We start from the raw sequence: 11,336 nt of genomic DNA, 5'->3' as shown, positions 1-11,336 counted from the left end.
TGTGCTGGTTGACCCAAGGCATCTGTGATGAAATGCGACCCCAATCTCTATCGCGCAGCAACGCCATCACTTGCCGTGAAGCCCCGTCTGATTCGTCACCTGTTCTTGCCGCCGCTGATCATCGCCCTGATGGTCGGACTGGGTTTTATCGGCTTCTGGACCAGTGAACATTTCGGCATCCGCAGCCTTGGCGAGAACGGCCAGCGTCAGCTGGAACTGCACGCCCGCGCCGTCGAGAGCGAAATCAGCAAATACACCTACCTCCCCAGCCTGCTGGAACTGGAAACCAGTGTCCCGCAATTGCTGGCCGACCCGACTCCGGAGCACCGGAAAACGGTCAATGATTACCTTGAAGGCCTGAACCGGCGCAGCCGCAGTCGGGCCATCTACGTGATGGACACCACCGGCCGCGTGATGGCCACCAGCAACTGGCGCGATGTCGACAGTTATCTGGGCGAAGACCTGTCCTTCCGTGCTTATTTTCAAAAAGCCATACGCGGTGAACCCGGCCGCTTCTACGGGATCGGCAGCACCAACGGCGAACCCGGCTACTACCTCGCCCATGGCCTGGAAGAACACGGCAAGATCATCGGCGTCGCCGTGGTCAAAGTGCGCCTCGAAGCCATGGAAGAACGCTGGCAACGGGCGCGCCTCGAAGCGTTTGTCAGCGATGAAAACGGCATCATCATTCTGTCCAGCGATCCGGCCAGACGCCTCAAATCGGTCATCCCGCTGAGCGACGAAGTCAAAGAGAAACTCGCCCGCAGCTTGCAGTACTACTGGTTCCCGCTCACCGAACTGCAACCGCTGGCCCGGGAAACCTTGTCCGAAGGCGTGGAAAAACTCACCTTCCCGTCCAACAGTGAAATCGACTCCGACGAAGACGACATCCGCTATCTGGCGCAGACCCGGCCCCTTAGCGATACACCGTGGAATTTCACCCTGCTGACGCCGCTTCAGGATTTGCGCCGCGAAGCGATCAACCAAGGCATTCTGGTCGCCGTCGCATTTGCCCTGGTGGCGTTCCTGCTGATTGCCTGGAATGAGCGGCGCAAGGTCATCGCCACACGCCTCGCCGCCCGCGAAGCCTTGCAGGAAGCCAACAATCAACTGGAGCGTCGGATTACCGAACGCACCGCCGACCTGCGTGCCAGCAACGACCGACTCAAGAGCCAGATCCGCGAACGCCGGCAGGCTGAAGAGACGCTGCGCCGGGCCCAGGATGAACTGGTGCAGGCCGGCAAACTTGCCGCCATCGGCCAGATGTCCACGAGCATCGCCCACGAATTGAACCAGCCGCTGGCGGCCATGCGCACTCTCTCAGGCAATACCGTGCGTTTTCTCGAGCGCGGTCAACTCGATGTCGCCAGCACCAATCTCAGAACCATCAACGACCTGATCGACCGCATGGGCCGGATCACCGCCAGCCTGCGATCGTTTGCCCGGCGTGGTGATAATCAGGGCCAGGCCAGCCTCGGCAAAGCCGTGGACGCGGCGCTGCAATTGCTCGGAGCGCGCCTGGAAAATCCGGCGCTGCAACTGCACCGGCAATTCATTGATGCGCAGTTGCACATCGACCAGACCCGCCTCGAACAGATTCTGGTCAACCTGATCGGCAACGCCCTCGACGCCATGCAGGCGCAACCGCTGCCGCAACTGTGGCTGGAAGGTGAAGAGTTCAATGGCAAATATCGCCTGCGCGTGCGCGACAACGGCCACGGTGTCGACGCCGAGGCGCGCAAGCATCTGTTCGAACCGTTCTTTACCACCAAGCCCGGTGAACAAGGCCTGGGCCTGGGCCTGACGCTTTCCGCCAGCCTCGCCGCCGCCACCGGCGGACATTTGGGTGTCGAACACCCTGGTGGCGGCGGTACCACTTTCGTTCTCAGTTTACCGTTGGTAAGCCCTACTCCTGCCGAGCCAATATGAACCAAGACCTCAGCGTATTGATCGTCGAAGACGACCCCCATGTGTTGCTCGGCTGCCAGCAAGCGCTGACGCTGGAAGACATTCCCAGCATCGGCGTCGGCAGTGCAGAAGAAGCGCTGGAGCGCGTCGGCGACAATTTTGCCGGTATCGTCATCAGCGACATTCGTCTGCCCGGTATCGATGGCCTGGAGCTGCTGACCCGGCTCAAGCAACGCGACCGCAGCTTGCCGGTGGTGCTGATCACCGGGCACGGCGACATCTCCATGGCCGTCGGCGCAATGCAGAAAGGCGCCTACGACTTCATGGAGAAACCGTTCTCGCCGGAACGCCTGGTCGATGTTGCACGCCGTGCGCTGGAGCAACGCAGCCTCGCCCGTGAGGTTTCGTCGCTACGCAGGCAACTGGCCGAGCGGGATTCGCTTGAAGGCCGGATCATCGGGCGCTCGCCGGCCATGCAGAACCTGCGCGAATTGATCGCCAACGTCGCCGACACCTCGGCCAACGTCCTGATCGAAGGCGAAACCGGCACCGGTAAAGAACTGGTCGCCCGCTGCCTGCACGACTTCAGTCGGCGACACAGCAAGCAGTTCGTTGCACTGAACTGCGGCGGCTTGCCGGAGAACCTTTTCGAAAGCGAGATCTTCGGTCACGAGGCCAACGCGTTCACCGGCGCCGGCAAGCGCCGCATCGGCAAGATCGAACACGCCGACGGCGGCACGCTGTTCCTCGATGAAGTGGAAAGCATGCCGCTGCCGCTGCAAATCAAACTGCTGCGCGTGTTGCAGGAACGCACCCTCGAACGCCTCGGTTCCAACCAGAGCGTGGCGGTGGACTGCCGGGTGATTGCAGCGACCAAATCCGACCTCGACGAATCGAGCAAGGCCGGCGAATTCCGCAGTGACTTGTACTACCGCCTCAACGTGGTGACGCTGGAATTGCCGCCATTGCGCGAACGCCGCGAAGACATCCTGCAACTGTTCGAACACTTCACCCAGCAATCGGCCCTGCGCTTCGACCGCGCACTACCGGAAATGGATAACCAGACCCTGTCGCACCTGATGAGCCACGACTGGCCGGGCAACGTGCGTGAACTGCGCAACGTCGCCGAGCGTTTTGCCCTCGGTTTGCCGGCCTTCAAGAAAACCGGTGCCGGCAGCGCGGGCCAGGGTTTGGCATTTGCCGAAGCGGTGGAAGCCTTTGAACGCAACCTGCTCAGCGACGCGCTGCAACGCAGCGGCGGCAACCTGACCCAGGCCAGCCTGGAACTGGGCATGGCCAAGACCACACTGTTCGACAAAGTGAAAAAATACGGGTTGAGCCACTGATGGATCTGTTGCTAAAAGCGGCACTCGGTGCCGCGGTTGTGTTGATTCTCGCGGCGCTGGCCAAGACGAAAAACTATTACATCGCAGGGTTGGTGCCGCTGTTCCCGACGTTTGCGCTGATTGCTCATTACATCGTCGGCAAGGGGCGCTCGGTTGATGATCTGAAGACCACCATCGTGTTCGGGATGTGGTCGATCATTCCGTACTTTGTGTATCTGGCGACGTTGTATGTGATGGTCGACCGGATGCGGCTGGAGGCTTCGCTGGCCGTGGCGGCGGTGGCCTGGTTGATGGCGGCGACGGTGTTGGTTTCGGTTTGGGTGCGCGTACATGGCTAACGTCTACCCCCTGTGTGGGAGAGAGCCTGCTCACGAAGGTAACGCGGCTACAGCAGATTCCGCCCCACCACCGGCTCAATCTGCGCCCAATGCGAATTGTCTTCTCGATGCGCCTGCAAATACGGCAATACCGCCGCCAGCAACGGTTCCTTGAACGCTTCCTGAAACCGGTGGGCCAGCCCCGGAATCAACCTCAACTGACTGCCGCGAATGTGCGCGGCCAAATGCACGCCATGCATGACCGGCAGCAGCGGATCGGCCGTGCCGTGCACCACTAGCGTCGGCACGCGCAACTGATTGAGCAGCGCCACCCGACTCGGCTCGGCCAGTATCGCCATGATCTGGCGCTTGACGCCTTCCGGATTAAACGCGCGATCGTAAGAAGCCGCCGCTTGCTGCAGCAATGCCTGGCGATCATCGCTGACCGCCGGGCTGCCGAGTGCCGCGAGTAAATCTGCCTGCTGCTCCAGCGCCATTTCTCGGTTCGGCGCACCGCGTCGCGCCAGCAACTGCACCAGCGCCGCGCTGGGTGCCGGCAAACCTTCAGCGCCGGAACTGGTCATGATCAGCGTCAGACTCTCAACCCGCTGCGGCGCCATGGCCGCCATGTGCTGAGCAATCATCCCGCCCATGCTGGCGCCCAGTACATGGAATTGCTCGACATGCAGGGCCGTCATCAGCCCCAGCGCATCGTCGGCCATGTCGGTCAGGCTGTAAGGCGCCGCCACTGGCAGACCGAGCTTGTATCGCAGCACTTCAAAGGTCAGGTTGGCCTCCGCCGGTGCCTGACGCCAGGTCGACAGACCCACATCACGGTTGTCATAGCGAATCACTCGAAAACCCTGCTGACACAGCGCCTCGACCACTTCGTCCGGCCAGTGGATCAATTGCCCGCCCAGCCCCATCACCAACAGCAATGCCGGATCCGAAGCACGGCCAATGCTCTGGTACGCCAGGCTGACCTGCGCCAGATCGACACGCTCGGTAGGCACATTCACATCGCATCGCGACGCCGCAGAGGCCGGCACGCCGAAAAAAATCGCGGCCAGAACAGCCGCGATCGAAAACCATCCCTTCATCATCAAAAACACCGAAACACAGAACCCCAGTAGAGCGCGAGTCTGATGAAGTTTGTACAAGCGCGCTGCCACAGTTACGTGACAGTTTGATGAAGAGTGCCGAGCGGTCATCCGGGGCGGGCGCAGCCTCCGACCCCTAATCGATCCTGTGGGCGCGTGTCAGGCCAGTTGACTGCGCAACTGCCGCGCCGCCGCCACCATGTTCACCAGTGCCGCTTCCGTCTCCGGCCAGGCGCGGGTTTTCAGACCGCAATCAGGGTTGACCCACAGACGTTCGGCGGGAATGCGCTGCACCGCTTTGCTCATCAACTTGACCATCTCGGCGGTGTCCGGCACCCGTGGCGAGTGGATGTCATAGACGCCGGGGCCGATGTCGTTCGGGTAGTCGAACGCTTCAAAGGCCTCGAGCAACTCCATGTCCGAACGCGAGGTTTCGATGGTGATGACGTCGGCGTCCATGTCGGCGATGGCCTTGATCACGTCGTTGAATTCGCTGTAGCACATGTGTGTGTGAATCTGCGTTTCGTCCTTCACTCCGGACGCCGTCAGACGGAACGCCTCGACCGCCCAGTCCAGATATTCCTGCCATTGCGCACGCCGCAACGGCAGGCCTTCGCGAAACGCCGCTTCGTCGATCTGCACGATCTTGATGCCGGCGTCTTCCAGATCGACCACTTCATCGCGCAGGGCCAGCGCCAGTTGCTGCGCCTGAATTTTGCGCGACACGTCCTCACGCGGGAACGACCACATCAGCATCGTCACGGGGCCGGTCAACATGCCTTTCATGACCTTGTCGGTCAGGCCTTGAGCGTAAGTAATCCAGTCGACTGTCATGGCGTGCGGCCGGCTCAGGTCACCGTAAATCACTGCCGGTTTCACACAGCGCGAACCGTAGCTCTGGACCCAGCCGAACCGCGTAAACAGGTAACCGTCGAGTTGCTCGGCGAAGTACTCGACCATGTCGTTGCGCTCGGCTTCACCGTGTACCAGCACGTCCAGCCCGAGGCGCTCCTGAATCAAAACGGCGTGGCGGATTTCACTGCGCATGGCGTCGTGGTAATCGTTGCGCGACAGCTTGCCCTGCTTGAACGCCTGACGCGCCAGACGGATCGCACCGGTCTGCGGGAACGAGCCGATGGTGGTCGTCGGGAACGTCGGCAGCTGCAGACGCGCCTGTTGCTTGGCGATGCGTTTGGCAAACGGCGAATGACGCTGACTGTCGCCGGCATTGATCGCCTTGATCCGCGCCTGCACGTCAGCCTTGTGAATACGTGGCGACTGCGCACGGCTGGCGTGAATAGCCCGGCTCTCGGCCAGCGCAGTTTGCACCTTGGGCGCCTGCGGATCGTTCAGCGCATCACGCAACACGGAGATTTCGCTGCACTTCTGCACGGCAAACGCCAGCCAGCTTTTGAGTTCCGGATCGAGTTTGTCTTCCCGCTCGACGTCCACCGGACTGTGCAGCAACGAGCAGGAACTGCTGACCCACAGGTTGTCACCGAAACGCTCCTGCGCCGGTTGCAATTGCGCCAGCGCCTGCTCCAGTTCGCAGCGCCAGACGTTGCGACCGTTGACCAGCCCCACCGAGAGAATCTTGTAGGTCGGCAGGCGATCGAGCACCTGGCCAAGTTGCTCCGGCGCGCGCACCGCGTCGATGTGCAGCCCCTGCACCGGCAGACCCACGGCCAGCCCCAGGTTGTCTTCAAGGCCACTGAAATACGTCGCCACCAGTTTCTTCAGCGGTGAATACTGGAGGATGTGATAAGCGCGTTCGAAGGCGCTTTTCCAGGCTTGCGGCAGATCAAGGGTGAGGATCGGTTCGTCGATTTGCACCCATTCCACGCCTTGCTCGGCGAGGCGCACGAGGATTTGGTTGTACACCGGCAGCAGTCGCTCGAGCAGCTCGAGCTTGTCGAACTCGTCACCTTTCGCCTTGCCCAGCCACAGGTAGGTCAGCGGGCCGATGATCACCGGTTTGACGTTGTGGCCCAGCGCTTTGGCTTCTTCGACTTCATCGAACAACTGGTTCCAGTTCAGCTTGAATGCTTGATCAGCGCTGAATTCCGGGACGAGGTAGTGGTAGTTGGTGTCGAACCACTTGGTCAGTTCTTGCGCGTATTGAGTCTTGCTGTGCTCATCGCCGCAGCAATGGCTGGTCGCACCACGGGCCATGGCGAACAGGGTGTCGAGGGTTGGCAGGCCGCGCTCGTCGCGCGCGCTGTCAAAACGCTCGGGGATCACGCCAAACATCAGCGAGTGGGTCAGCACCTGGTCGTACCAGGCGAAGTCGCCGACCGGCAGCAGATCGATGCCGGCGTCTTTCTGCAATTGCCAGTGGCGGGCGCGCAGTTCACGACCGACCTGATTCAGGGCAGTATGACCAAGATCACCCTGCCAATAGGCTTCGAGGGCTTTTTTCAGTTCGCGGTCGGCGCCGATGCGCGGGAAACCAAGGGTGTGGGCCACGGCCATGTCGAGTGTGCTCCATTGCATAAAAGATGGCGCCATTGTCGACAGTCAAACCAACATGAGACAAACTCAACCTTTTCGTGTTGATCACAAGTTTTCCTCATGGAGCCAGCCGGTGCTTGAAATCCGTCACCTGAAAACCCTGCACGCCCTGCGCGAAGCCGACAGCCTGGTCGATGCCGCCGACCGTTTGCACCTGACCCAATCGGCACTTTCGCACCAGTTCAAGGAGCTTGAAGAACGGCTGGGCATGCAGTTGTTCGTGCGCAAGACCAAACCGGTGCGCTTCACCAGCGCCGGCCTGCGCCTTCTGCAACTGGCCGACGCGACCCTGCCACTGCTACGCGCCGCCGAGCGCGACATCAGCCGCTTGGCCGGTGGCACGGCCGGGCGTTTGCACATGGCGATCGAATGCCACAGTTGCTTCCAGTGGCTGATGCCGACCATCGACCAGTTCCGCGATGCCTGGCCGGAAGTAGAACTCGACCTCGCATCGGGCTTCTCCTTCGCGCCGCTGCCGGCCCTGGCGCGTGGTGATCTGGATCTGGTGGTGACCTCCGACCCGCAGGAAATCGCCGGCATCACCTATGTGCCGCTGTTCACCTACGAAGCCATGCTCGCGGTGGCCAATCAGCATTCGCTGGCGAGCAAACCGTACATCGTGCCCGAAGACTTGCTGACTGAAACGCTGATCACCTACCCGGTAGAGCGCGACCGACTGGATATCTTCACCCGCTTCCTCGAACCGGCCGACATCGAACCGGCGCAAGTGCGCACCTCGGAACTGACGGTGATGATGATGCAACTGGTCGCCAGCGGCCGTGGCGTCTGCGGCATGCCGCACTGGGCGCTGCATGAGTACAGCTCGCGCGGTTACGTGAAAGGCAAGCGGCTGGGCGAGAAAGGCTTGTTTGCCACGCTCTACGCAGGGATACGCGCCGACATGCTCGATGCGCCGTACATGCGCGACTTTTTGCTGACGGCCAAGGACACGTCGTTCTCGACACTGGATGGGGTGAGCGCCGTGCGCTGAAACGCTGAATCAAAAGATCTTATTTTCTGGAGAGTTCACACCACATGTGGATCTTGTCAAAGTAGTCTTCGCCTACCCGCACCGCCAGCGGCTCAAGTCCAAACTGGATAAAGCCGCAGCGCTGATACAACGTGAACGCTGCGTCGTTGCCAGCGGTCACCGTGAGCTGGACAAGCTTCAGCTCGGGATGATTGTGCGCCTCGGCCAGTGCCGCTTGCACCAGTTCAAACCCCAAACCGTGCTGACGAAAATCCGCCGACACATACATGCCGAACAGCGTGGCCTTGTGTCGGGCCTTCTCGCGTGGCTCGAATGCCAAACCGACAATGCCAGCCAGCGTGCCACCCTCGAATGCGCCGAGCACCACATCGAGCTTGCTGGTCAGGCGCGCTTCCCACCAGCTCAACGGCATCACCGCGCGTTCACGCACGCTTGAGGTGAATGCCTGCGGATGCCGGTCGTAGGCTTCGAGCATCAGTTCCCGATAGGCCAGGGCATGGCTGGCGTCCAGCTTTTCGATCCGCATCTCAGGCGGCTCGCCGTTGCTCAAGCATCAAGCGAATGGCCAGACCGCCCAGCACCAGGCCCATGAAATAACGCTGCACCGCGAGCCACGTCGGGTAGCGCACGAACCACGAAGCAATGCCCGCCGCAAACAGCGCAATCAGCAGATTGACGCAGAAACTGACGCTAATCTGGGTCAGGCCGAGGATGAGGCTTTGGACGAACACCGAGCCGTGTTCAGGGCTGATGAATTGCGGAAACACCGAGAGATAGAACACCGCAATTTTCGGGTTCAGGGCACTGGTGAGAAAGCCCATGGTGATCAGTTTGCGCGACGAATCCGGCGGCAACTGCCGGGCTTCGAACGGCGAACGCGCGCCGGGTTTCAGCGCCTGCCAGGCCAGCCACAGCAGGTACAGCGCACCGGCCCACTTCAACACTTCATAAGCCATTGGCACCGCGAGAAACACAGCGCTAAGACCGGCAGCAGCGGCAAACATATGCACAAAGAAACCCGCGACCACACCCAGCAACGACGTGACGCCCGCCTTGCGCCCCTGACAGATCGAACGCGAGATCAGATAGATCATGTTCGGCCCCGGCGTGAGGACCATCAGCAACGCGGCGGCAGCGAAAATCAGCAAGTCTTGAAGCGGGATCATGGCGGGCGTCCCTTGCGTTAATGATCAGGCGATTCTGGTCAGCGAGGCTCGATAAAACGGCAGGATCAGGTCGCGTGTCAATGGCGCCAGTTCGAGCGCCGGATCAATGGCCGGATCGACCCAGATGACCTCTTCGATTTCAGCCGCCGGGGAGACTTCGGCATCGATGGTCAGTTGAAAGATTTCTGCCTGTACGACAAATCCCGGTTCATTGGCGGCGGGAGCTGAAAACTGGCCAAGGAACGTTGCCTGCGTGGGATCGATGACCAATCCCAACTCTTCCTCCAGCTCACGGGCCAGTGCCTGCACCGGCAACTCATCGGCTTCGATCTTGCCGCCCGGTTGCATGAATGCCGTGGTGGCGCGTTTGCGTACCAGCAAGGTCTGGCCGTCGGCGTTGAGCAACAGCGCGGCGGCAATGTGGATGATGCGAGGTGAAACGGCGGATGCACACGTCATGGGTCAGCCACGGTCCTGGAGAAAAACCGCAAGGATCCCATGCCTGCCCCGCCAACGTCACCTCACATGCCATCACCTTTGTTCATGGAGCGCCCCTTCTACTTCCTCCGGCACCTTCACGAACACTTTGTATTTGCCCCCCTCCATGGCCTCGAAGCTGATCAGCTTGTCCACCAGCAGTTCGCTCAAAACCTTGCCGGCATTGAGCAGCAACATGCCGTTGTCGGCATTCAGATTGCGCGCCAGAACCATTCCCGCCGCCAGCTCACGTGTGCCCAGCACCTTGACGTCCGGGTCGGCCAGCACCACATCGCTGAGGAACGCCGCGCACACCTGGATGAAGTCCTCGACCAGCTCGGGATCGTAGAGTTTGCCGGCGTACTGACGCAGGTATAACAACGCTTCGTCGCTGTTCATTTGCCGCTCGAGAATCAGCCCGCGCTGCAATTCGACGAAATCCACCGCCAGCTTCAGCAGTCGCGAACCCAACGGGATCGCCTCGCCCTTGAGCCGATCCGGAAAGCCGCTGCCGTCCCAGCGTTCCTGATGATGCAGGATCAACCGGGCCGCATCCTTCATCGGGTCGAGGGTCATCAGCAGCGATTCGCTCTGCTTCGGATATCCGCGATAACGATCGCGCTCGGTATGGCGAAGCAAATCCGAGGGGGTGACCATCATGTTGTCGGTCCAGCTCAGTTTGCCAATGTTGTACAACGCAGCGGCCATGGTCAGGTCACGACTGCTGGCTTCATCGATCCCGTGCATTTTGCAGTAGGCGCGCACCAGTTCGATGATCTGCCGATTGGTCTGCTTGGCCGGCGGCAGACGCAGGTTGGCCAGCAAAGAAAACACTTCGGTGCCAGTCACGTAACTGTGTTTGAGTTCCTCGTAGGCCAGATCAAGCATGTCGGCGGTCTGCTGCAACTCGGCAGTACGCGCGGCGACGTGTTTTTCCAGGGTGCTGTTGAGCAATTTGAGCTGATCGTTCTGCACCTGGGCCAACTGCTCCAGACGCTGACGTTCACGCTCGGAATGCTGATGCTCCAACGCCTGACGCAAGGTCACGAGCATTTCATCGTCGTTCCAGGGTTTGCTGATGTAGCGATTGATCCGCCCTTCGTTGATGGCTTTGATGATCGCCGCAGGATCGGCATAGCCGGTAAGCACGATCCGCGTGGTCGCCGGATAGAGTTCATGGACGTGAGCCAGCAATGTAGCGCCGTCCATATTGGGCATGCGGGCGTCGCTAATCACCAGGTCGACGGGCTGTTGGGTCAGTATTTCGAGCGCCTGTGCACCGCTGGTGGCCAGCAGCACGTCGTAAGGCTGACTGCGCAGCAGGCGCCGCAGGCTGTTGAGGATCGACTCCTCGTCATCGACCAGCAACACCTTCGGCCGGTACGGTGAAATCGGCGCAGATTGTTCGTCCATGGGGTGGCCTCAAGCGAAACAGTGAACCTGACAGGTGCGCCGACAGACATCCTGACTTGCCTGCGCTTGAGGGCAAGGCTAGATGATTTTCGCGGGGCTCACGCAAT

10 protein-coding genes are annotated in these 11,336 nt (G+C 60.8%); 4 read left to right on the top strand and 6 right to left on the bottom strand.

From position 1 onward, the window contains the following. The first annotated feature begins 27 nt into the window (after positions 1-27). From aauS to H8B20_RS06095, 3 genes are read left to right on the top strand one after another with little or no spacing between them, the layout of a single operon-like run. Positions 28-1,929: a two-component sensor histidine kinase AauS gene (aauS, locus tag H8B20_RS06105; protein ID WP_210622637.1), complete on the top strand. Its 1,902-nt coding sequence runs from the start codon at positions 28-30 to the stop codon at positions 1,927-1,929. Further along, positions 1,926-3,254 carry a two-component response regulator AauR gene (gene aauR, locus H8B20_RS06100; protein WP_042560756.1) on the top strand — a complete coding sequence of 443 codons (1,329 nt, stop codon included), beginning with the start codon at positions 1,926-1,928 and terminating at the stop codon, positions 3,252-3,254. Before aauS ends, aauR begins: the two co-directional genes overlap by 4 nt. 8 nt (positions 3,255-3,262) lie before the next feature. After that, positions 3,263-3,592, top strand: a complete 330-nt coding sequence (locus H8B20_RS06095; protein ID WP_181818525.1) for a GlpM family protein — start codon at positions 3,263-3,265, stop codon at positions 3,590-3,592. Between the two features lie 47 nt (positions 3,593-3,639). Here the strand turns inward: H8B20_RS06095 and H8B20_RS06090 are convergent, their stop codons facing one another. Together H8B20_RS06090 and metE are read right to left on the bottom strand one after the other, a co-directional pair. Continuing rightward, a complete protein-coding gene (locus tag H8B20_RS06090) occupies positions 3,640-4,674 on the bottom strand; it encodes an alpha/beta fold hydrolase (RefSeq protein WP_047302916.1) in 1,035 nt (344 codons plus the stop codon). Between the two features lie 156 nt (positions 4,675-4,830). Then, a complete protein-coding gene (metE, locus tag H8B20_RS06085) occupies positions 4,831-7,143 on the bottom strand; it encodes a 5-methyltetrahydropteroyltriglutamate--homocysteine S-methyltransferase (protein ID WP_210622957.1) in 2,313 nt (770 codons plus the stop codon). A 112-nt stretch (positions 7,144-7,255) separates the two neighbouring features. On the opposite strand from metE, the gene metR reads away from it, so the two are divergent. Continuing rightward, positions 7,256-8,173, top strand: a complete 918-nt coding sequence (gene metR, locus H8B20_RS06080) for a transcriptional regulator MetR (protein WP_200612452.1) — start codon at positions 7,256-7,258, stop codon at positions 8,171-8,173. A gap of 19 nt (positions 8,174-8,192) precedes the next feature. On the opposite strand, the gene H8B20_RS06075 is transcribed toward metR, so the two are convergent. From H8B20_RS06075 to nosR, 4 genes are all read right to left on the bottom strand, one after another. Further along, positions 8,193-8,699: a GNAT family N-acetyltransferase gene (locus tag H8B20_RS06075; protein WP_210622636.1), complete on the bottom strand. Its 507-nt coding sequence runs from the start codon at positions 8,697-8,699 to the stop codon at positions 8,193-8,195. A 1-nt stretch (position 8,700) separates the two neighbouring features. Then, the gene (locus tag H8B20_RS06070) at positions 8,701-9,339 is read right to left on the bottom strand and encodes a LysE family translocator (RefSeq protein ID WP_210622635.1); all 639 of its coding nucleotides are present in this window, start codon (positions 9,337-9,339) and stop codon (positions 8,701-8,703) included. 24 nt (positions 9,340-9,363) lie between these two features. After that, positions 9,364-9,798: an NUDIX hydrolase gene (locus tag H8B20_RS06065; RefSeq protein ID WP_210622634.1), complete on the bottom strand. Its 435-nt coding sequence runs from the start codon at positions 9,796-9,798 to the stop codon at positions 9,364-9,366. Positions 9,799-9,870: 72 nt separating this feature from the next. Further along, positions 9,871-11,229, bottom strand: a complete 1,359-nt coding sequence (nosR, locus tag H8B20_RS06060; protein WP_210622633.1) for a response regulator c-di-GMP phosphodiesterase, NosR family — start codon at positions 11,227-11,229, stop codon at positions 9,871-9,873. Positions 11,230-11,336 lie beyond the last annotated feature (107 nt).

The organism is Pseudomonas sp. P42 (genome assembly GCF_017973755.1).
GTDB classification, from domain to species: Bacteria; Pseudomonadota; Gammaproteobacteria; order Pseudomonadales; family Pseudomonadaceae; genus Aquipseudomonas; species Aquipseudomonas iridis.
Note: the sequence above shows the minus strand (reverse complement) of the source record. Positions and strands in the feature narration are given on the sequence as shown.

Excerpts from the sequence above, each read along its gene's own strand:
- H8B20_RS06075 (WP_210622636.1), bottom strand. The coding sequence starts at position 8,699 with ATGCGGATCGAAAAGCTGGACGCCAGCCATGCCCTGGCCTATCGGGAA.
- aauR (WP_042560756.1), top strand. The coding sequence starts at position 1,926 with ATGAACCAAGACCTCAGCGTATTGATCGTCGAAGACGACCCCCATGTG.
- H8B20_RS06065 (WP_210622634.1), bottom strand. The coding sequence starts at position 9,798 with ATGACGTGTGCATCCGCCGTTTCACCTCGCATCATCCACATTGCCGCC.
- H8B20_RS06070 (WP_210622635.1), bottom strand. The coding sequence starts at position 9,339 with ATGATCCCGCTTCAAGACTTGCTGATTTTCGCTGCCGCCGCGTTGCTG.
- H8B20_RS06090 (WP_047302916.1), bottom strand. The coding sequence starts at position 4,674 with ATGATGAAGGGATGGTTTTCGATCGCGGCTGTTCTGGCCGCGATTTTT.
- metE (WP_210622957.1), bottom strand. The coding sequence starts at position 7,143 with ATGGCCGTGGCCCACACCCTTGGTTTCCCGCGCATCGGCGCCGACCGC.
- nosR (WP_210622633.1), bottom strand. The coding sequence starts at position 11,229 with ATGGACGAACAATCTGCGCCGATTTCACCGTACCGGCCGAAGGTGTTG.
- aauS (WP_210622637.1), top strand. The coding sequence starts at position 28 with ATGAAATGCGACCCCAATCTCTATCGCGCAGCAACGCCATCACTTGCC.